Origin of the sequence: Thomasclavelia ramosa DSM 1402, assembly GCF_014131695.1 — a bacterium.
GTDB lineage: Bacteria > Bacillota_I > Bacilli_A > Erysipelotrichales > Coprobacillaceae > Thomasclavelia > Thomasclavelia ramosa.
This window is the reverse complement of the sequence record NZ_CP036346.1, coordinates 2,469,948-2,492,850: the sequence shown is the minus strand read 5'-3', so window position 1 is coordinate 2,492,850 and position 22,903 is coordinate 2,469,948. Positions and strand designations below refer to the sequence as shown.

19 protein-coding genes and 1 pseudogene are annotated in these 22,903 nt (G+C 30.6%); 16 read left to right on the top strand and 4 right to left on the bottom strand.

Annotation, left to right across the window (positions count from 1 at the left end):
* Position 1: 1 nt before the first annotated feature.
* Complete coding sequence (locus EYR00_RS12030; RefSeq protein WP_003535834.1) at positions 2-1,492, top strand: DUF4127 family protein; 1,491 nt, start codon at positions 2-4, stop codon at positions 1,490-1,492.
* 56 nt (positions 1,493-1,548) lie between these two features.
* The gene (locus EYR00_RS12025) at positions 1,549-2,370 is read left to right on the top strand and encodes a MurR/RpiR family transcriptional regulator (protein ID WP_009009267.1); all 822 of its coding nucleotides are present in this window, start codon (positions 1,549-1,551) and stop codon (positions 2,368-2,370) included.
* A gap of 80 nt (positions 2,371-2,450) precedes the next feature.
* On the opposite strand, the gene EYR00_RS12020 is transcribed toward EYR00_RS12025, so the two are convergent.
* On the bottom strand, positions 2,451-3,329 hold the full coding sequence (locus EYR00_RS12020; protein ID WP_003535837.1) for a LysR family transcriptional regulator: 879 nt from the start codon (positions 3,327-3,329) through the stop codon (positions 2,451-2,453).
* Positions 3,330-3,458: 129 nt separating this feature from the next.
* On the opposite strand from EYR00_RS12020, the gene EYR00_RS12015 reads away from it, so the two are divergent.
* The 5 genes from EYR00_RS12015 (at position 3,459) to EYR00_RS11995 (ending at position 8,104) form a co-directional block, all read left to right on the top strand.
* Complete coding sequence (locus EYR00_RS12015) at positions 3,459-4,934, top strand: family 1 glycosylhydrolase (protein WP_003535839.1); 1,476 nt, start codon at positions 3,459-3,461, stop codon at positions 4,932-4,934.
* Positions 4,935-5,101: 167 nt separating this feature from the next.
* The gene (locus EYR00_RS12010; protein WP_003535840.1) at positions 5,102-5,356 is read left to right on the top strand and encodes a hypothetical protein; all 255 of its coding nucleotides are present in this window, start codon (positions 5,102-5,104) and stop codon (positions 5,354-5,356) included.
* 13 nt (positions 5,357-5,369) lie between these two features.
* Positions 5,370-6,230, top strand: a complete 861-nt coding sequence (locus EYR00_RS12005) for an aldo/keto reductase (protein ID WP_009299925.1) — start codon at positions 5,370-5,372, stop codon at positions 6,228-6,230.
* Between the two features lie 39 nt (positions 6,231-6,269).
* Positions 6,270-7,199 carry an AEC family transporter gene (locus tag EYR00_RS12000; protein ID WP_003535845.1) on the top strand — a complete coding sequence of 310 codons (930 nt, stop codon included), beginning with the start codon at positions 6,270-6,272 and terminating at the stop codon, positions 7,197-7,199.
* Positions 7,200-7,303: 104 nt separating this feature from the next.
* Positions 7,304-8,104: an aldo/keto reductase gene (locus EYR00_RS11995; protein ID WP_003535847.1), complete on the top strand. Its 801-nt coding sequence runs from the start codon at positions 7,304-7,306 to the stop codon at positions 8,102-8,104.
* A 124-nt stretch (positions 8,105-8,228) separates the two neighbouring features.
* Here the strand turns inward: EYR00_RS11995 and abc-f are convergent, their stop codons facing one another.
* Positions 8,229-9,815 (bottom strand): ribosomal protection-like ABC-F family protein, encoded by a 1,587-nt coding sequence (gene abc-f / locus EYR00_RS11990; protein WP_003535849.1) that lies wholly within the window; start codon positions 9,813-9,815, stop codon positions 8,229-8,231.
* A 400-nt stretch (positions 9,816-10,215) separates the two neighbouring features.
* On the opposite strand from abc-f, the gene EYR00_RS11985 reads away from it, so the two are divergent.
* On the top strand, positions 10,216-11,418 hold the full coding sequence (locus tag EYR00_RS11985; RefSeq protein ID WP_003535856.1) for a class I SAM-dependent rRNA methyltransferase: 1,203 nt from the start codon (positions 10,216-10,218) through the stop codon (positions 11,416-11,418).
* 105 nt (positions 11,419-11,523) lie between these two features.
* On the top strand, positions 11,524-11,832 hold the full coding sequence (locus tag EYR00_RS11980) for a hypothetical protein (RefSeq protein ID WP_226814486.1): 309 nt from the start codon (positions 11,524-11,526) through the stop codon (positions 11,830-11,832).
* 107 nt (positions 11,833-11,939) lie between these two features.
* Here EYR00_RS11980 and EYR00_RS11975 read toward each other — a convergent pair whose 3' ends face one another.
* On the bottom strand, positions 11,940-12,815 hold the full coding sequence (locus EYR00_RS11975) for a LysR family transcriptional regulator (protein WP_003535859.1): 876 nt from the start codon (positions 12,813-12,815) through the stop codon (positions 11,940-11,942).
* Positions 12,816-12,903: 88 nt separating this feature from the next.
* Complete coding sequence (locus EYR00_RS11970) at positions 12,904-13,851, bottom strand: magnesium transporter CorA family protein (RefSeq protein WP_008791220.1); 948 nt, start codon at positions 13,849-13,851, stop codon at positions 12,904-12,906.
* A 354-nt stretch (positions 13,852-14,205) separates the two neighbouring features.
* On the opposite strand from EYR00_RS11970, the pseudogene EYR00_RS11965 reads away from it, so the two are divergent.
* From EYR00_RS11965 to EYR00_RS11935, 7 genes and pseudogenes are all read left to right on the top strand, one after another.
* Positions 14,206-15,057, top strand: a pseudogene (locus EYR00_RS11965) (AraC family transcriptional regulator).
* 115 nt (positions 15,058-15,172) lie between these two features.
* Positions 15,173-16,543 carry a sodium-dependent transporter gene (locus EYR00_RS11960; protein ID WP_003535867.1) on the top strand — a complete coding sequence of 457 codons (1,371 nt, stop codon included), beginning with the start codon at positions 15,173-15,175 and terminating at the stop codon, positions 16,541-16,543.
* 180 nt (positions 16,544-16,723) lie between these two features.
* Positions 16,724-17,656, top strand: a complete 933-nt coding sequence (locus tag EYR00_RS11955) for an AAA family ATPase (protein WP_003535868.1) — start codon at positions 16,724-16,726, stop codon at positions 17,654-17,656.
* Positions 17,657-17,658: 2 nt separating this feature from the next.
* A complete protein-coding gene (locus EYR00_RS11950) occupies positions 17,659-18,564 on the top strand; it encodes a DUF58 domain-containing protein (RefSeq protein ID WP_040434177.1) in 906 nt (301 codons plus the stop codon).
* Positions 18,564-20,594 carry a transglutaminase-like domain-containing protein gene (locus EYR00_RS11945; RefSeq protein WP_003535876.1) on the top strand — a complete coding sequence of 677 codons (2,031 nt, stop codon included), beginning with the start codon at positions 18,564-18,566 and terminating at the stop codon, positions 20,592-20,594. Before EYR00_RS11950 ends, EYR00_RS11945 begins: the two co-directional genes overlap by 1 nt.
* Before the next feature lie 59 nt (positions 20,595-20,653).
* The gene (locus EYR00_RS11940; RefSeq protein WP_003535877.1) at positions 20,654-20,857 is read left to right on the top strand and encodes a hypothetical protein; all 204 of its coding nucleotides are present in this window, start codon (positions 20,654-20,656) and stop codon (positions 20,855-20,857) included.
* 1,051 nt (positions 20,858-21,908) lie between these two features.
* Positions 21,909-22,901, top strand: a complete 993-nt coding sequence (locus EYR00_RS11935) for an ABC transporter substrate-binding protein (RefSeq protein ID WP_003535878.1) — start codon at positions 21,909-21,911, stop codon at positions 22,899-22,901.
* Positions 22,902-22,903: the final 2 nt, after the last annotated feature.

The window sequence follows — 22,903 nt, the reverse complement described above, 5'->3', positions numbered from 1 at the left end:
AATGAAAACATTATTTATTCCTTTAGATGAACGACCATGCAATTATAATTTTCCTTTAATGATTGCCCAGTCAAATCAACAAATCGAATTAGTTGAACCGGATAAAAGTTTTTTAGGTCATAAAAAGAAGCCGGCTCAGGTGGAATATTTTAAACAATTTATCGATGAAAATATTGAAGGATGTGATAATTGTATTATCTCGATAGATATGATCGTATATGGTGGATTGATTCCATCACGATTACACTATTTGAGTGAAACAGATGCGCTTCAACGTTTAGAACTAATTAAATATCTAAAACAGTTGAAACCTCAAATAAAAATATATGCTTATCATTGTATTATGCGTGCACCAAGTTATAATTCGAGTGAAGAAGAACCTGATTATTATGAAAGTTACGGCTTTGCTCTTTTTCGAAGAAAATATCTTCTTGATCTAAAAAAAAGACATGGGTTAAATCAAAAAGAAAAAGATGAACTTCTCGGTATTGATATTCCTCAGGAAATTATAACTGATTATGAGCAGCGTCGTTTGTTTAATACTAAGATTAATTTAAAGGTTATTGATTTTCTTGAAGCTGGCTATCTTGATTTTCTGGTTATTCCACAAGATGACTCGTCACCTTATGGATATACTGCAATATCCCAAAAAATCGTTATTAATGCTTTAAAGGAAAAAAGATTAGATCAGAAAGTAATGATCTATCCTGGAGCTGACGAAGTAGGTCTGTCATTATTAGCACGTGCTTATCATGAATACTATCATTTAGAACCAAAAGTTTATCCTTTTTACGCTTCGGTATTAGGACCAATGATTATTCCTAAATATGAAGATCGACCAATGTATGAAAGTCTAAAATCACATGTACGCGTATGTAAAGCTAAGCTGGTCAACAATCCTCAAGATGCTGATGTGGTTTTAGCGATAAATTCGCCAGGTAAGATCATGCAAGAAGCTTTTATTGATAAAAATGATTTAGATGTAACTTATACAAGTTATCGTTATTTATTGGCTTTTGCTGAACAAATTCAAGATTATATAAATAGTGGTTATCATGTGGCGTTATGCGACAGTGCTTTTAGTAATGGTGGTGATCTACAATTAATTGAATATTTAGATGAGCTAAATATTTTAGATCAATTAGTAAGCTATGCAGGATGGAATACAAATTGTAATTCCTTAGGAACAACTTTATCTCAAGCTTTTATTGGTCAGGAAAACGTAATTAATAATTTATGTTATCGTCTTATCGAAGATGTTTTTTATCAAGCAATAGTTAGAAAAGAAGTTGTCGAAAATGATTTACCACATAAAGGATTATCTTATTATGATTTTAAAGATCAACAAACGGATGTAGAGAATATTATTAAAAAGAAGTTACAGATTAATTTTGGACATCTTCATCTTAGTCAGCGCTATCCTTTTAATATAACAAAAATATATATGCCGTGGAAACGGATGTTTGAAATTGGAATGGAAATTAAGTTATAGGAAACGTAAGTTTCCTTTTTATGCTATAATCATTTGTATAGTAAAGGAGGGGTTAGGTGTTATCTTATAATAGAAGTGTGATTCCAATTATTGAATCAGCTTATGAAGAACTAACGAATGTGGAAAAAAATATTGCTAATTATTTCATTGATCAAGTTGAAGATGAAGATTTATCATCAAAAGCGGTTTCTCAAAGATTATATGTATCTGAAGCATCCTTATCACGGTTTGCTAAAAAGTTAGGGTTTAGTGGATATCGACAATTTCTATTTGCTTATCAAGATTCTCACCAATCAAGCCGGCATTTAGATTTATTAACTAAACAAGTTTTAAACTCTTATCAAAAAGTTTTAGAGAAAACTTATTCATTGATTGATAATGACCAAATGGTTAGAATAGCTAAGATGCTGGATGAATATAATCGAGTTTATATTTATGGAATTGGCTCATCGTCAGTTGTTGCAAGAGAATTTAAATTAAGGTTTATGAGATTAGGATTAGATGTTGATTATTTAGCAGAATCACATTCTATTCGGATGAATATTACCCGAGTAAATCAAGAATCATTAGTGATTGGAATCAGTGTAAGTGGAAAAACCGAAGAAGTTATAGAAGGATTACGAGAAGCAAAAGAAAAAGGAGCTAAAACAATTATGTTATCTGCTGCTCGGGTATATGAATATCGTTCTTATTATGATGAACTGATCTTGATTGGGGGGTTAAAAAATTTAGCTATTTCTGATAAAATCTCACCCCAAATTCCCGCCTTGATCGTGGTTGATATCTTATATTCACATTATCTTAATTATAACAATGATAATAAAAAAGAAAAGCTGCAAATGACATTAGAACATATTAATTATGAATTAGAAGAATAATCTAGTATATGGATATTGGTAAGCTCATATTAAAAAGCTAACAGAGTGCTGCTTTGTTAGCTTTCTTTGTGAATAATTAATTAAAATAGAACTTTTTGCAGTTCCTCTAAAAACATTTTAGCAGAACGGCTGAAAATTTGATATTTTTTCCAGACAAGATAAAATCCAGTTTCAAAATTTGGTTCTAATGGTCGGAAGCAGAGGTTACAATTACCGGTTGTATTAATTAATTTATCAAATGTAAAAACATAGCCTAAACCACTTTCTACGATCATTGCTGGGGTAGTGATAAGATTAAAGCTGCCAATCACATTTAGATTACGATAATATTCTTTAAACCAGCCTGATAATACGTTTGCACTTGATTGTTGATGGGCAAGGAAAATAGGTTCGTCTTTGATATCTTCTGGAGTGATTGCATTTAGTTTTGCTAATGGACTATCTCTTCGCATCAGTACACCCCAAGTATCTGTATATGGTAACTTAAGATAATTATATTTTTCTAGATCGATTGGTTCAATTAAGATGGCAAAGTCTAGGAGACCTTTATTTAACTGTTCTGAAACTTCTAAAGTACTTCCGCTAAAAATATGATACTTAATATTAGGGTATTGGTTGTGCATCCTTTTAAAAATTTCAGCAATTGAATGCATTACATAAGTTTCTGGGGCGCCAATATAGATATCACCGGATGTTGTTTCCCCATAGGTGCTAAGTTCTGATTCAGTTCGTTCAGTTAAATCAATTATTTCTTTCGCTCGTTTTCTAAGAAACATCCCTTCTTCTGTTAGAGTAACTTTTCGGCTACCTCTTTCAAATAATTTTTTTCCAACCTCTGCTTCAAGCATATTTAATTGACGGGATAAATTTGGCTGGGTAGTGTGTAAAATTTCAGCGGCTTTTGTGATACTTTCTTCTTGAGCTACTGCAAGAAAGTATTTTAAAATACGTATTTCCATTAATATTGCACCTCCATTTAAAAAATTATACCATAAAGAAAAGGTATAATAATATATATAATATAAGCATTTGTAGTTTTTTTAAATTGTGAGATAATTATAGAAAAGATAAATAAAGGAGGAGAAAAAATGAGTTTTCCAAAGAATTTTTTATGGGGCGGAGCTACTGCTGCGAACCAATGTGAAGGAGCCTGGAATGAAGATGGACGTGGTCCTGCTTTAACAGATGTTACTACAGGAGGATCAGTTAAAGAAAGTAGACAGGTTACTTATATTGACAAGGATGGTAAACATTGTAAGATCGTTACTAGTGAAGGGCAGGTTCAATTACCTGAAGGAGCCCATTTTGCTTGTTTAGATGAATGTTTATACCCTAACCATGATGGTATTGATTTTTATCATCATTATAAAGAAGATATTAAGATGTTTGCGGAAATGGGTTTTAAAACTTTTAGAATGTCTATTTCATGGTCAAGACTATTTCCTCATGGTGATGAAGAGACCCCTAATCAAAAGGGAATCGAATTTTATCGTAGTGTTTTCAAGGAATTAAGAAAATATAATATTGAGCCTTTAGTTACAATTTGGCATTTTGATACACCTTTATATTTAATTGAAAAATATGGAGGATGGTCAAATAGAAAGTTGATCAAGTTTTTTGATCATTATGCACGAACAGTTTTTACAGAGTTTAAAGGTTTAGTTAAATATTGGTTAACTTTTAATGAAATTAATAATACAATCATGGGATTAGGTTTATTCTATGAGGCTAAAGAAGAGGATTATCAACGTGCTTATCAACATTTACATCATCAATTTGTTGCAAGTGCTCATGCGGTTAAGATAGGTCATGAAATTGATTCCGAAAATAAGATTGGTTGTATGATTTGCGGTATTACAAGTTATCCAGCAACATGTGATCCTAAGGATGTTTTAGCAAATCGTCATCAATGGGAAAAATCAATCTTCTATTGCGGTGATGTCCAATGTTTTGGTAAATATCCGACTTATGCTAAACGTTTATGGGATGAACATAATGTTAAATTAGATATTACAGAACAAGATTTAATCGATTTAAAAGAAGGTACTGTTGATATGTATACTTTCTCTTATTATATGTCTTCTTTGATTACAACTCATGAGATTGCTGATGCAGTAGGTGGAAACTTTACAACAGGAGCACGAAATGAATATCTTCAATATTCTGATTGGGGATGGGCGTTTGATCCAGATGGATTACAATATTATCTTGAAATGATTTATGATCGTTATCAAAGGCCATTGATGGTTGTAGAAAATGGTTTAGGAGCTTTTGATACAGTTGAGGAAGATGGAACAATCCATGATGATTATCGTATCGATTATTATCGAGATCATATCTTGGCTATGGATAAAGCAATTAATAATGGTGTTGATTTAATTGCATATACGACTTGGGGCTGTATCGATCTAGTTTCGGCAGGCACTGGTGAAATGAGAAAACGTTATGGTTTTATCTATGTTGATAAACATGATGATGGAACTGGAACGATGAAACGTAGTCCTAAAGATTCTTTCTATTGGTATCAAAAAGTAATACAAAGTAATGGTCAAGATTTAGATTAATTGAGTATTTAATTTTATAAGTAATGATTAACTGTATTGTCATATAAAGATGACGATACAGTTTTTTGCATAAATAAAAAGCATGGAAAACCATAAAATATAAGTATTTGTATTTTCATGGCTTTTATTGATAATTATAAGTGTAGAATAAAACGGCTTGAAAGGAGATGGTTAAATTGAATGTGCAGAAAATTAGTGAAAAAGAAATTGTTATAGCACTGCTCGATGCTGGTATGGATACGGAAAAAATCAATGAATTTATTGAAAGTATTAACTCAGAATATTTTCAAAAAAGTAAAAATATTTTATTAAGCCAAAGAGCTGAATTATTATTAAAGATTCGAGATGGTCAAGAGAAATTATATTGTTTAGATTATTTAACTAGAACACTCAATCAGGCAGGAATATTTGATAAAAAATAATGGAGGAAAAATTATGATCTTAAAGGAAAATTATAAATTAAATAATGGGGTAGAAATACCTAAATTAGGGTTAGGAACTTGGGAAATTGCTGATAATAAAGTAGCTGATGCAGTAAAGAAAGCTGTTAAACTAGGGTATCGCCATATCGATACTGCCCAAGGATATGAGAATGAAAATGGTGTTGGAATTGGAATTAAAACTTGTGGTGTTGAGCGAGAGAATCTTTTTATAACAACAAAGATTCAAGCAGATTTTAAAACATATGAAGAAGCGAGACGATCTATTATTGATTCATTAAAGAGATTAGAGCTTGAATATATTGATTTAATGATCATTCATGCACCACAACCATGGACAAAATTTAGAGAAGAAAATCATTATTTTAAAGAAAATATAGATGTTTGGAAAGCACTGGAAGAGTTTTATAAAATGGGGAAAATTAGAGCAATCGGTTTATCAAATTTTGAAATCGTAGATATTGAAAACATTTTAAATAATTGTGAAATAAAACCTGCGGTTAATCAAATTTTGGCACATATTTCTAATACCCCATTTGATATAATTAATTATTGTCAAGCACATGATATTTTAGTTGAAGCTTATTCACCAGTAGGTCATGGAGAAATGTTAAAAAATAATGAAGTTAAATTAATTGCTGATAAATATGGGGTTACAATTCCTCAATTGTGTATTAAGTATTGTTTACAGTTAGATACCTTACCACTACCTAAAACTGCTGATCCAGGACATATGCAAAATAATGCGGATTTAGATTTTATTATCAGTGATGAAGATATGATGCTTTTAAAAAATATTAATAAAATTAAAAATTATGGAGAGTTTAGTGTATTTCCGGTATATGGGAAAATTTAACTCATAAAGAAGAAATTATATAAATGAAGGGAGATTATTATGGCAGCTTTAACAACGTTATTTCCAGTATTTTTTATGCTGGCACTAGGCTTTATCGCACGAGTAAAGGGATGGATCACACTTGAACAGAAAAATGGAGCTAATGCAATAATATTTAAAATTTTATTTCCTATTTTAGTCCTTAATTTGATGTGTACAGCAACGATTGAAACAGACCATATTAAAATTATTGGTTATGTTTTTGGTGTTTACCTTCTAGCTTTAGTTGCAGGTAAATTACTTGCACCACTTGCGGGCAAGAAATATGCTCATTTTTCACCTTATTTACTTACAGTAGTAGAGGGAGGAAATGTGGCATTACCGTTATATCTTTCTATTGTTGGAAAATCTAGTAATACTGTTATTTTTGATATTGCTGGAACAGTTATTGCTTTTATTGTTTTTCCAGTTTTAATAGCTAAAGAAGCGGCAACAGGTTCTTCAATGAAAGAGATGATTAAAAGTATTTTTACAAATTCTTTTGTTATTGCTGTGATTGTCGGTCTTGTTTTGAATTTTACGGGGATTTATGATTTACTGATAGCATCGCAATTTGGTGAAATGATTACAGGAACATTATCACAAGCCACAACACCGATCGTTTCAATGATTTTATTTATTTTAGGCTATGATTTAAATGTTGATAAAAAAACATTAGTACCGATTCTTAAGTTAATGGGAATTAAAATTGTTTATTATGCGATGGTTATTGCGGGATTCTTTATTTTATTTCCTGCCCAAATGGCCGATAAGACTTTTATGATGGCTCCAATTATCTATTTTATGTGTCCCACTGGATTTGGATTGATGCCTGTTATTGCCCCATTATATAAAGATGAAGATGATGCCTCATTTACAAGTGCCTTTGTTTCTATCTTTATGATTATTACACTGATCGTCTATACTTTGGTTGTTATTTTTATTGCTTAAAATAAGCGTGCTTTCTTATTGATTTAGAGGAGCTTTAAGATAAATAATAGTCCATTTGACCTTTTGATAAGAATATAAATTAAAAATTAGGAGAAAGATTGAATATGGAATATATACAATTAAATAATGGTATTAAAATGCCAAGTATAGGCTTTGGTGTATACCAAATTCCATTATTAATGACAAAGCAATGTGTCTTAGATGCTTTAGCAATTGGGTATCGACATATTGATACCGCAAGGAACTATGGTAATGAAAGAGAAGTTGGAGAGGCGCTTATAGATTCAGGTATTTCGAGAGCTGAAATCTTTCTAACAACTAAGATATATGGGGCTGATAGTTATCGTCAAGCATGTCAGTATATTGATGAAGCGTTAAATAAATTACAGACAAAATACATTGATTTAATGTTGTTTCATTGGCCATCTGGAAATATAACAGAAACATATCGAGCGATGGAAGATTATTATAAGGCCGGCAAGTTAAAAGCGATTGGCTTATCAAATTTTTTTATTCATGATTTTAATACTGTTATTAGTTCATGTACAATAATTCCTATGGTCAATCAAGTTGAAGCACATATTTTTCATCAAAGAAAAGTTTTTCAAAAAGATATGAACCAATATGGAATCAAGCTTGAAGCGTGGTCACCACTGGCATGTGGAAAAAATAATATCTTTGGCAATTTAATATTAGAAAAAATAGCTAAATCACATCGTAAATCAACAGCTCAGGTTGCTTTAAGATTTTTAAATCAAAAAGGTATTGCGATTATACCTAAATCGATCCATAAAGATAGAATAAAGGAAAATTGGGAGATTTTTGATTTTGAATTAACAAATGATGAAATGAAAGAAATTGAATTATTAGATTGTGATTGTAGCTTATTTAGCTGGTATGAATAAGTAAATAATTTATTTAGCGGTAGTTAGAGAAGAATAACAAAAAAAGGAGGATGTTAAGAAATGAACCTTCCCTATCATGTCCAAATAAGGGAGATTCACTTCATTAGTCGTCCTTTTTTATAGTTTATTTGTAGTCACAATAAACACTGTTGATTGTATTATTTTCGATAACTAATTTACGTTGAGCTAGTTTGTCGATGAAATAACGATCGTGTGATACAAATAATAATGTTCCTGAATAATTTGAAAGTGCATCTTCTAAAATTTCACGAGTTTCAATATCAATATGATTAGTTGGTTCATCTAAAATTAATAAGTTGACTTTATGTTGCATTAAAATAGCCATTTTTAATAATACTTTTTCACCACCAGATAAGTTTCCTACTCGTTTGAAAACCTGATCTTGATAAAAAGAATATTTAGCTAGAATCCCTCTAGCCTCACCTTCCAAACAAGGATATTCATGACAAAATGTTTGAAGAATTGAATCATTGTTATTGATAAAATTTATTTCTTGAGGTATATATCCAATTAAGACTGTTTCCGCCATTTTTAACTCACCTTGATAATTATTAAGGTTTCCAAGAAGAGCTTTAATAAATGATGTTTTACCTGAACCATTATTTCCTAGTAGGACTGTTTTTTCCTGATAATAAAGTGTAAAATTCACTTTTGAAAATAAAGATAGATTATTAAAAGATATTCCAAAATCAATGACTTTAAGCACTTCTTTGCTACTGCGTTCACCCAAAAAGTTAAGTGGCAGTTTCTTTTTTTCTAATTGTGGTTTATCGAGGATTTCCATCTTTTCTAAACGTTTTTCTAATTCTTTGGCTTTTTTAAAGAATTTTTCATTATCACCTTGATTACCCCAATCTCGATAACGCTTGATAGAAGCTTTTATTGCTTCGATTTTCTTCTGTTGAGTTTTGTATTGTTCAAATTCTTGTAATAATAATCTTTCTTGTTCTTTTAAGGTGTATGAGTAATTACCGTGGAATAAACGATTTTCACTGTTATCTAAAAGAATAGTTTTATTAGTTACTCGATCCAAAAAATAGCGATCATGTGAAATAATCACAATAGTCCCACGATACTTATTTAAATAATTTTCTAGCCATTCTAACATTGTAATATCTAAATGATTAGTTGGTTCATCTAATAATAAGATATCAGGTTCAGTTAAAATTAATTGGGCTAAATTAATAATTGTTTTTTGACCACCGCTCAAGATAGCAAACGGCTTATCTAAAATACTATGCAATTTAAAGCCGGTAATGACTTTGTTTAGTTTTTCTTCAACTTCATAGCCGCCCAGGGCTATGTATTGATCTTGTATTTTAGCATATTTGTTTAATATCGCTTCATCGACATTATTATGCATCATATCTTGTTCAAGTGCTCGCATTCGTTGTTCAATAGCATGAATTTCGAAAAAAGATGACATCAGCATATCTTTTACTGTTATATCATTATCACTGATTGTTGGAATTTGTTCTAAATAGCCAATAGTAGCTTGTTTGCGAATAGTAATATTTCCTGTATCAGGGAATTCTTTTTTCATGATCATTTTAAACACTGTAGATTTGCCACTACCATTTTTGCCTACAATTCCCACACGATCACCAGTTAAAATCTCAAAATTAATATCTTTTAATACTTGTTTATAACCAAAATTTTTATAAATTTTATGCATTCCTATTTCAATCATTGTATATTTGCTCCTTTATTTTATAAATTTATTTAAAATAAACAGAGCCTAAGATTAATAGGATCAGGCGATTGTTTCTAATCGCTTCGCACAGCTAGAGCATTATACTCTGATCGCCTAGCCTATTGATTAACAGACTCTGTACGAAGCACAGTGCCTTCGACTCTACGGCAAACATAACCTAGAATCATCATGACCACCTCCCTAAAATATTATTATTTTATTAATTCTATCATATCTAAATTATAAAAACACTGAATTAATAATGAAAATCATTAAGTATTGGATATTTAGTGATTAATATCGAAGAATCTATTGATAAATAAGAAATATATTTGTTTATGAAATCGAACTATAGTAGAATAGTGAAGAAGAAAATATTTATAAGAGAGGTACATTAATGAAAAGAAAATATCCTAAGGTCATTATATCTGAAGAAGGAGAAAAATGGCTTGATAAAGGTCAGATGTGGATGTATAGAAATAATGCTGTTAATATTGATGAAACAATTGAAAATGGAGCGTTGGTAGATATCATTACTACTACTGGCCGTTACCTTGGAACAGGTTTTATTTCTAAAAATAGTCACATTACGGTAAGAATTTTATCTAAAGATATAAATGAAATATTTGATCGAAACTTTTTTAAGCGAAGAATACAATTTGCTTATGACTTTCGCAAGACAGTAGAAAAAGAAAATTTAACTAATTGTCGTTTGGTTTTTGGAGAAGCAGATGAACTGCCGGGATTAACAGTTGATCGCTATAATGATATTTTAGTTTGCCAAATTAGTTCATACGGATTAGATAAAATCAAAGATATGATCTATGAAATATTACTAGAGGTTTTAACAGAAGATGGGCAAGATGTTAAAGGTATCTATGAAAGAAATGATATTAAGGTTAGAGCAAAAGAAGGACTGCCTTTAGAAAAAGGATATTGGAGAAATATTAATTTACCGACAACGACGATTATTAATGAAAATGGAATCAATTTAAGTGTTGATGTTGAAAATGGTCAAAAAACAGGTTACTTTTTAGATCAAAAAGCAAATCGTGTTTTACTTAGAAATATAGCGTATGGAAAAAAAGTTTTGGATTGCTTTAGTCATACTGGGGGCTTTGCATTAAATGCGGCTTATGGTAAAGCTAAAGAAGTGGTTGCAGTAGATGTATCACAAACTGCTCTTGATCAGGGATATGCTAATGCTAAACTAAATAATTTACAAGGATGTATTTCTTTTGTAAAAGATGATGTTTTTGACTATCTAGATAAATGTAAAAAGGGACAGTTTGATATTATTGTTTTAGATCCACCTGCTTTTACGAAATCGAGAAGAACGGTAGATCATGCTTATAATGGTTATAAGAAAATCAATATGAAAGCAATGAAATTATTAGGCAGAGGTGGATACTTAATTACATGTAGTTGTTCACGTTTTATGGAGACTGATAATTTTGAAAAGATGCTTCGTGAATCAGCGCATGAGGCTGGAGTAACCCTTAAACAAGTATCAGTTACTCAACAAAACCCAGACCATCCAATTTTATGGACAATGGAAGAAACGTCATATTTAAAATTTTATATTTTTCAAATTATTTAGATTGAATAGGATTTACGAATCGACTGAATAGGCTTTTAATTTTAAAGTTTAATAGTCGATTTTTATTTAGGAAAATAATTTAGATTTTTTTGAATAATATCTTATTTGTTGTGTATTGAATTTGGTTTGTTTCATGATTTTCCAGACTACAAGTATAAGGGGCGTTATCATGATTATCGTTCAATAATTGCTAAAGGAACTATCAAGTTAATTGATGGTAATGATGATTACAAAATTAAAAAAGGATATAATTTATTATCCACCTGCAACCATCGTGAAATTGTCCTTTTGGAAAGTAGAAAGACGATACTCCCAATATATATCGGAGTGATTGAATGTAAAATGAAGAATGTTACAGCAAAGTTTGAATTTCCAATAAGGTCAGTTGCAGATGTTCCATTTTTAGATGTATGATCATTACCTAAAGATGAAACACCATTTGATATAAGTGACATTATTGCGAAACGAAAAAATAATTTATTGTAAAAAGAGAAATAACAATTTTAGTTCTCTTTTTATCTTTATGTAATATTATCTTTTATCATATTTAAAAATGTTTCAGCACTTTTGGTAAAGAGTTGGTATTTTTTCCAAATTATTAGCATATTCGCTTCTAATTTTGGTTCAAGTGGTCTAAAGCATAATGAACTGTTATTAGAATTAAAAATTTTATCTAAGCATAAAGCATATAAATTTCCTTCTTCAACTATTAAAGATGCATTAAATAATAAATTATAAGTTCCCACAATATTTAATTTCCTTTGATTTCCACCAATCCATCCAGCTAATTCATTTTTTACCATCCCTTGATTTGAACAAAGAAGAGGTTTTCCACGTAGATCATCAGGGGTTATTTTGTCAAGTGATGCTAGAGTACTATCCCGCTTCATTAAAATCCCCCAAACATTGCTATAAGGAAGCCTTAAATAATCGTACTTATTTAAATCAACAGGCTCAATAACGATTCCAAAATCTAGAACTCCAGCATCAATTTTTTCCATTACCTCTTCAGCTTTTCCACTATGCAAATGAAATTTTACATGAGGGTATTTTTCCAACATCGTTGCAATTGTCTTGGCAATCGGACGCATTCCTTCACTCTCACCACATCCTAGATAAATATCACCTGTTAATAGTTCTTCATTAGCTTTGACTTCAGCTTCTGCCCTTTCAACAAGCCCAAGAATTTCTTCTGCCCGTTTTCTTAAGATCATGCCTTCATCAGTCAAAGTAATACGACGTTTTCCCCGGATAAATAATTGTTTTCCTAATTCTTCTTCTAACTCTTTCATTTGTCTTGATAATGTTGGCTGCGTTACATGTAGATATTCAGCTGCCCCAGAAATACTTTCTTCCCTTGCGATGGTAAGAAAATATTGTAGTGTTCTAATTTCCATTAATATCACCCCATAGTTATATTATAGTACATTTATGTTTAACAAGTATAAAAAACTAGATTATAAATACATATAATCTAGAATTTATTTAATGAAACATATCTTTTTTGATGAAAATAATTGTGGCGATAATACAGGCAACTATTGCTAGTCCCGTTGGGAACCACCATTGTGGAAATGGTAAACCTGCAACATTCATTCCATAAAAACTGAAAATAATATTTGGAATAGCCATAACGATCGTAATAACTGTTAATACTTTCATAACAATATTCAGGTTATTGGAAATAACTGAAGCAAATGCATCCATTGTTCCTGATAAAATATTTGAATAGATATTACACATTTCAATTGCCTGATGGATTTCAATCAAAACGTCATCTAATAGGTCTTGATCTTCATCATATAATTTAATAGCTTTCCCACGCATAATTTTATTTAATGTTATTTCGTCCGTTTTTAATGAGGTAGAAAAATATACTAATGATTTTTCTAGTCCTAACATTTGAATCAATTCTTTATTTTGCATTGATTTGTGTAATCTTTGTTCAGTTCGAGAAGAGATCCGATCAATTTGGCGCAGATAAATTAAATATCGTTGAGAAATTCGTAATAATAATAGTAATAAAAATCTTGTTTTTAAATCAGTATTGACACCTTTGATCCGACCTTGTGCCATATCATCGATATTTAAGTTTTCATATAAGGAAATGGTAACAACGTATCCTTTCATGATCACAATACCTAAGGGCAATGTCGTATATTGTAACATATTTTTATCGTAACCATCTTCTACTTCTTCAGCACTAGGATAGTCAACGATTACTAGAGTCTGATTATAATCTTCGTCATAGTCGATATGCGAGCTTTCTTCAGCATCTAATGAAGATTTAACAAATTCCGGTAGAATTCCCATTTCTTCAATCAAATAGTTTTTTTCTTCTTCAGTTGGAGCAATAGCGCTGATCCAGCTGCCTGGTTCTGGTTTATCGATCTTTTTTGTTTCAGTTCCAAAAGTTTTGTAAAATTCTAACATAATAACCTCCACTTACAGGAGGTTCATGTTTATGCCTCCTGTTTCTCTATTTTATTTTCTTTTTCTTAGCGCACAATCGCTCGGGCACAGGGGACATAAAAACACCTTCTTTCGACGGTTAATTATATCACAAATTTATCAATTTTACCCCTATGTTTTGTTAGAAAATGATAAAAAAATAGTTAAATTTAATCATTAGATAAATTATTGCCAAATAATCTTCTAAATATTTCATTGATTATGAAATAATTCACTATAATATGTATATGAATCAACTAGACAAAAGTGAGCAAGAAATGTCGGGATGTTAGGATTGAAGATTTGTTATGATTGATTTGACAAAGGAGGAACACAATGAATTGGACTGATGGAATTAGTAATGCTTTAAAATACATTGAAGAACATCTTAAAGAAGATATTAAGATTGTAGATGTTGCAAATGAAGCATATGTTTCAAGTTTTTATTTTCAAAAAGCATTTAGAATTCTATGTGGTTTTAGTGTTGCAGAGTATATTCGTTATCGAAGATTATCACTAGCTGGTAGTGAGGTCATTACTACGAATAAGAAGATTATTGAAATTGCATTAGAATATGGTTATGATTCACCAGATAGTTTTACTAAAGCATTCACTCGATTTCACGGAGTTACTCCGACTGTCGCAAGAAAAGAGCAATTGATGATTAAATCTTTTGCTCCGTTAAAAATACAGTTTACTTTGAAAGGTGGTTCAACCATGGATTACAAAATTATTGAAAAAGAAGCATTTACAGTCTTAGGTAAGGCAAGAAGGTTTGATTTTGATTGTGCATTTAATGAGATTCCTAAATTTTGGGGAGAGCATATGCAGTCCGCTGATAAAAAAGTGTGTGGTGTATACGGGGTTTGCATTGAAGATGAAAAAGATGAAGGATTTAAATATTTGATTGCTGATGAGTATGTTTTGGACAGTGAAATTCCAGATGGGTATGAAGTTTGTGAAATTCCATAATTAACATGGGCAGTATTTGCTTGTCATGGTGCTGTACCTAAATCATTGCAAGAAGTGAATACAAAGATTTTTTCTGAATGGTTACCAAATAATGATACATACGAAGTTGCTGAGCATTATAATATTGAAATGTATACACCGTGTGAGGACTATCCACGAGGCAATCATGATGAAAATTATTATTCAGAAATTTGGATTCCGGTAAAGAAAAAATAATTATTATATTTAAGTTATGATAAATTAAATCGTTATCATAACTTTTTCTTATTGATTGACGGATTTTATGATTTCCTTTACAATTAAGGCATTGTTTTAAAAAGGAGACAATTTGATGAACAGAGAAAGATTATCATCACGTCTAGGTTTTATTTTATTATCTGCTGGATGTGCGATTGGATTAGGAAATATTTGGCGTTTTCCGTATATGGTTGGAAAATACGGTGGAGGGGCATTTGTATTAGTCTATTTATTTTTCCTGATCATATTAGGTTTACCAATCATTGTAATGGAATACTCAGTTGGACGCGCTTCTCAAAAGAGTATTGCTAAAAGTTTTCATGTTTTAGAAAAGAAAGGACAAAAATGGCACATATTTTCGTATGTCGCAATGGTGGGAAATTATTTGTTAGTAATGTTTTATACGACTATTGCCGGCTGGATGCTAGCCTATTTTGTTAAAATGTTGAATGGTGATTTTATTGGACTAAATCCAAGTGAAGTCAATAATGTTTTTGTCAGTCTTCAAGCAGATCCACAAGCTAGTATTTTTTGGATGATCTTGATTGTTGTGATCGGCTGTGGAATTTGTGCTGTTGGTCTTCAACGAGGTGTTGAAAAAGTAACGAAAGTAATGATGGGATTATTGCTAGGAGTGATGCTCTTATTAGTTGTGAAGTCTTTGAGTTTAGACGGTGCAATAAAAGGAGTTGAATTTTACTTAGTTCCAGATTTTAATTTATTGATGGAAAATGGAATCTTTAATGCTGTTTATGGTGCAATGGGACAAGCATTTTTTACTTTGAGTATTGGAATGGGGGGAATGGCTATTTTTGGTAGTTATATTGGTAGAGAACATTCTTTAACTGGCGAAGGGTTACGTGTTTTAGCGCTAGATACTTTTGTTGCAACAATGGCAGGATTGATTATTTTTCCAGCTTGTATGTCTTTTGGGGTGGATGCAGGAAGTGGACCGGGATTAGTTTTTGTGACACTGCCAAATATTTTTAATGTTATGGAAAATGGTCAAATTTGGGGTACCTTGTTTTTTGTTTTTATGAATTTTGCGGCTCTCTCTACGATTATTGCCGTATTTGAAAATATTGTTTCATTTTCAATGGATCTATTAAATTGGTCAAGGAAGAAAAGTGTCATTTTAAATTTTATTATTATTGTTCTTGGTAGTATTCCTTGTGCAGTTGGATATAGTGTTTTATCTGGATTTCAGCCATTTGGACCGGGGAGTGCAGTTTTAGATTTATTAGACTTTTTAGTTTCTAATGTAATTATGCCATTAGGATCACTTGTATTTTTGTTTTTCTGTACTCGGCGTCTAGGTTGGGGTTGGAAGAAGTTTATGACCGAGGCTAATGCCGGTGAGGGCTTGCATTTTCCTGAAAAAGCCAAATTTTACATTAGTTGGATTCTCCCCCTAATTGTTATTTTTATTTTTCTATTTGGATTATGGGAGAAACTATTCGCATAAAGATAATAATGGGCAACAGTTGCATCTGTTGCTTTTTTGATGTGGTGAAGGTGAGATATTTTTTTGTTAAGACAAATTAATAATTAAATAATCTAATAATATGATAAAATAGTCTTATAGTAATGGCATTAACTTAGGGTTTAGTTTAGATATTGTAGTAGAAATATAAGGAGAGGGACTATGAATGAAAAATTAGAACTATTGATTAATGAAGTAAAAAAGGCTGTATTAGGAAAAGATGATGTTTTAAAAAAAGTAGTTATTGCTCTATTAGCTAATGGACATATTCTACTTGAAGATATTCCTGGGGTCGGGAAAACTAATTTAGCGGTTGCTTTAACAAAGGCAATACAGTTAGATTATCAGCGGGTTCAATTAACCTCTGATGTTTTACCAAGTGATTTATTAGGGTATTCTGTTTATGATTTTGAAACAAAAGAAATGACTTTTAAAAAAGGACCGCTATTTACAAATATCTTTTTGGCTGATGAAATTAATCGGACGTCAAGTAAAACACAATCAGCACTATTGCAGGTTATGGAAGAAGGAATGATTAGTGTTGATGGGTTAACTTATCCAACTGCTAAGCCGTTTATTGTTATTGCAACACAAAATCCGTTTGGAAGTGCTGGAACACAAATGTTACCAGATTCTCAGTTGGATCGTTTTATGATGCGTTTATCATTAGGTTATCCTGATGAAATGAGTGAGATTGAAATTATAAATCGAAAAAAAAGTGGAAATCCAATTAATTCAATCAACCCGGTTTTATCGCCTCAGGAATTGCTCATGATGCAAGAAGCAGTTACTAAAATTCATTTAGATGAAAGTTTAGTGAAATATATTGTTCAAATCGTTCAACAGACAAGAATTCATGAAAAAATTGAATTAGGGGCTTCTCCTCGTGCTTCGATTGCATTGATGAAAGCGGCTCAAGCTAGTGCATATTTAAATGGTCGGGACTATGTTATTGTTGAAGATATTAACGAAAACTTATATGAAACCCTAAATCATCGGATTTTCTTAATGCCAAGTGTTAAAAAGAATCGTGAAAATTTTCAAATAATTATGGAAGATATCATGATGAAGATTGCACCAATTGCATATAAGTAGTTATGTTTCGCTATCGTCTTGCTTATTTGTTATTAATTGGATTTGGGGTATTTTTCTATATTGCTTTTGTTGGATATTTTTCATATTATTTTCTTTTATTGATTCTGATTTTACCAGTTTTATCACTTTTTTATTTAGTTATGAGTTTTAAATTTACTAAGCTGGATTTTGCTATTTTGAATCAAAAAGTTATTCAAGATGACTTTGTAAAGATTAAAATAATTAAGGATAATTTAGGGCTTGGAGCAATAAAGTTTGTTGTTGAGGATCAAAAGTATTTGATCAAGGGAAATCAAGACGGATTAACTTTAGTATTTAAACATTGTGGGGGAAGAAATTTTATTATTAATACATACTACCAATACGATTGTCTAAATCTATTTTGCATAAAAAAGAGATGCCATTATGAGATACCAATTACTATTTATCCAAAGAGGGTAGAATTAGATTTCAAAGAGTACGCACATCAACTACCACGAGTTGGTGACGAAGTTTATGCTGTGAATCGTAAAGGAGATGATCCTACAGAAATATATGATATTCACAAATATCAAGAGGGGGATCAGTTGAAAAATATTCACTGGAAACTTAGTGCCCGTTATCAAGATATTTTAGTTAAAGATAATGCGATGTTAGTAGGTGAAGTAATTAATCTGTATGTTAGTTTTGATGACAATGATGATCATAATGATTTAGTTTTTGGTTATCTTGATACCTTTTGTGGTTTTTTATTAAAACGACAAATTGGCTTTCTATTATCAAATAAGGAAATTAAAAGTATTCAAGAATATGACGAAATGTTTAAATATTTGTTATGGAATAAAGAGTATCAGTCAGATATTTCTAAACATAATTATGAGTTTGTTATTAGCTATAATGGAATCATGAAAGTGGAAGGTGGCCGCTGATGAAGTTATTAATTTATTTATTAGGAATTATTGGTTCAGTAGGCTCGTTAGTTTATTCTTTTAATTTTAGTTCGAACAATCATTTTATTTTTATTTCTTGTATTATAGTAGGTTTGTTAATATATTTGGGATTTAATTATATTCAAGGTAAAAAGAAGTTTGTTATCGGGAGTATTATTGCTGATGGAATCTTATTATTGATTCCTAGTACGATGGATTGTTTAACATACATAACTTCAATTATTATTTATAAGTATCGTGAAGTTTCTGTATATGATTTTAATTTTGAAAGTACGTATATTTTTTATGATGATCCCCAAATTTGTATCTTAGCTTTTTTGCTGATTTTTATCCCATTATTTTTATCAGCTGTAATTGCAATTGATAAACAAAAATATACATTAGCTATTTTGGCTTTATTACCAGGTGTTTTTATTGAATTATTATTTACGATTACACCACCATGGTATTTTCTAGCATGTTATGTTTTATATGTTTTGATTTTATTGATTGGTGCTTTGCAAAAAGGGGCTATATTAAAAATACCAATGATTATCATTAGTGTAGTTGCCATGGCAATAACATATATATCATTTCCAATAAGTACATATCGTCCTTCAAAGTATAGTTTGTTTGATAATGCCAGAACACCAATTTCAACTCCTGGAAATATAAAAGAGGAATACAATGTCAATAGCCAAGGGGATCGTCATTATCGTAACTCATTAGATTTTACAATTGCTGGTGAAGTGACTTTAAATAATTTCAAGATTCGAGGAATTGCTTATGACTTGTATGAAGATGGTAAATGGGGGACTTCTCATAGTCGCGTTGAAACAGAATGGTTTAAAAATAACCTAGAGAAGATTGCAAATATTACAAAGACTTCTCGTCAAGTTATTGAAGTTAATCAAATCAGTGGTTATAGTCAACGTAATTATACACCATACTTTATCATTAATGACGATATGACATATTATGGTGACCACTATGAGGGTAAAAACCCTCAAACATATGAGATGATTATACCTAATGATGATTTTAATGCTCTATTATCAACGATCGATTATAAAGCCAAAGGAGAATTATTAAAGGAAATAGCCGAGCGTAATGGAACACAGGACTACTACGATGAATATTTTGGACAAGGGAATGAAGATGATGAAAAATTAACATCAGTTCCTGAGGAAACAAAATCGATTATTGAGAATTTTTTAAAGCAGCATAATGTTATTGATAATGGTAATATTTTCAATTATATTACACAGTGTACAAATGCTTTAGCGGCTAATACTTCTTATACCTTGAGACCGGGAAATACACCTGATAATGTGGATGTTGTTGATTATTTTTTAAATACTAATAAGAAAGGGTATTGTGTTCACTATGCTTCAACATTAGCATTAATGTTAAGAAGTAGGGGATATCCCGCACGTTTTGTTGTTGGCTATCAAGTGCCGGGAAGTAAGAACAATGCTGGTAAATTGATAGTTAGGGATAGTAATGCTCATGCTTGGGTTGAAATTTATGATGAATATTTGGGCTGGATACCAATTGAAGCGACTCCAACAAGTAGTGAAAATCCGAATACACCAACTGATACAATTACTCCTGCACCTAACCAAGGTGATAAAACACCACAGCCAGTGGAGCCAGAAAAACCGAATATTCAACAAATTTCTCAAAATGATAGTTTTCAAATTCCTGTTTATATTTATTATTTAGCAGGAGGGATGATCTTTATCTTTATAGTTTTATTTCAAGCAAGAATTCGTAAAAAACGAATGTTTAAAGGAGCTGCTAATAGTAATCAAAAAGTCTGTTATTATTATTACTATTTAACTAAATTGAAAATTAATTGTGATGTGATAAAGACAATAATTGATAAAGCTCGTTTTTCACAACATCAAATATCTATTGAAGAACTTGAAATAGTAGAGCAGTTTTATCAAGATAAAACAAATGCATATTTTAAACAAGCAAATTTGTTCAAAAAAATCTATTTACGTTATTTAATAGCCGTTTTATAGAGCAAAGCACGCGAATTAATTGTGTGCTTTTGCTATAATTGAATTAAGGAGATAGGAAAATGGCTAAATTGATTAAAGAAACTACTAAAAGTGAACGAGAAAACTATCTTAACAAGCTTTTTGCATGTAAAAATGGGGACTGTGAAAATTGTGGAGTTTGTAAGATTTTTGCAGGTACTTCACCGCAGGAAGTTTATTATGATTATATAATAGGAAAACGTGAATTTTTGGAGATTAGTCAAACTTTTAATAGTCGCAAATAAAATATAGTGCTTATTAACTGATTGTAAGTTGCTAAAACACTGTATTTTTATATGCAATCCAAATAAGTTATTAAAGCTTGAAGTTTTCTAGTTTCGTTATTTCTAACGGAATAAGGGAATAATATTCATGATCTGATCCATATTCTGAAGACTTTTTTGTTCTAATAATATATTTTTTCTAATTGTAATAGCACTGCCCGTTAGAGCTTTTTGTAATTATAGGTTAATTGCTATTTGGTAGAATATTTACTGAATAGTGATGACAGATATCGAAGGCATTATAATAGTATAGGTGTAAATCTATACTGACAAAAGTCTTAGATAGTAAATGTGATTGAAATAATTAAGCTGATCTTTAAACTGTTTAAGTCGATTTTTTATCATATTTGATACATAGACTTTAATAAATTATATTTTAATCAACTATTTCATTAAATTTTTATCTTATTCTTGATTTATTAAAAATACTTTTAAAAGTCTATTTAAAATATTCTCTTGAGATGTTTTTAGGAAAGAAATTTAAGTTTAATTCTTTTATTATCTTTTTAAAGCCAGTCTTCTTTTAGGAAATAAAAAAGGTTTACATCAATTCAAATGATTAATGAATTAGAGAAACTATATCAGATTAAAACTAATAATTAGTCTGCTTTTGCATTCAATCGTATTGACAAAGAGAAATATGTGTGATAGATTTTATTCATAGATAAACTTGTGATTGGGAGATAAAACATCGAACGCGCTTGTAGAGAGTCTAGGGTGGTGGAAGCTAGATAGAGATGCGACTTTGGTAAATGGACCCATGAAGGCAAAGGGGAAAGAAGTAATTTGAGTATCTTTTGACGTTAGCTTACGTTACAAAGCAAAAATGTGATAGCATTTGACAAAGACCATAAGGTGGTATAGCAGATTTTAACATCTGTCCTTTTAGGACAGGTGTTTTTTTGTTTAAATGTGATTTCGAAAGGGGAAGAAAAATGAGATTAGATAAGCGATGGTGTAGCTCTTTATAATTTAAAAGATAAAAACTATAAAGAAAAAGGGGAACATAAAAATGAGAATTAATAAACTATTTAAATTAATGGCAGTATCAGCTTTAACAATGACAGCTTTAACAGGATGTGGAAATAGCAGTAGTAATGGTGATGTAAAAGAGGTAGCGATTATTCAATATGTTGAACATACATCATTAAATACAATTAAAGATGCTTTTGATGAACAGATGGAGGCTTTGGGATATAAAGAAGGTGAAAATATTAAGTATACTTTTAAAAATGCTCAAGGAGATATGAACACAGCTCCGTCGATTATTCAAGATTTTAAATCTAGTAAAAAAGATTGTGTAGTTGCAATCGCAACTCCTGTAGCTCAAACAGCAGCTGAAATGTCAACTGATACACCAGTTGTTTTTGCAGCGGTAACTGATCCAATTAAAGCTGGTTTAACTACATCTCTTGAAAAACCAGATAAAAATATTACGGGAACGAGTGATGAGATTCAAGTTGAAATGATTTTAGAAAGAGCTTTACAAGTTAATCCGGATTTGAAAAAAATAGGAGTCATTTATAATAAAGGTGAAGTAAATTCAGTTACTAATATTGCTAAAGCAAAAGCTTTTTGTGATGATAAAGGAATTGAAATGATTGAAACAACTGTTACTGGAGTAAATGAAGTGCAAAGTGCAATTGATGTATTAACTAGTAAATGTGATGCAGTCTTTGCTCCAAATGATAATACTGTAGCAAATGCAATGGATATGGTAGGACCTGCTTGTGCTAAAGCAAAAGTACCTTTATATGTAGGCGCTGATTCAATGGTTCAAGATGGTGGTTTTTTAAGTGTTGGAATTAATTACGAAGATCTTGGAAAAGAAACTGCAAATATGGTTGATAAAATCTTAAAAGGTGAAAAAGTGGAAAATATTCCAGTTAAAGTATTTAAAGAAAATTTAAGTGTTTATGTAAATACAAAAGTATTAAAACAATTAGGTATTACTTTGCCTAATGAAATTAAAAATGATAAAGCATATGTAGAAATAAAGGAGTAGTT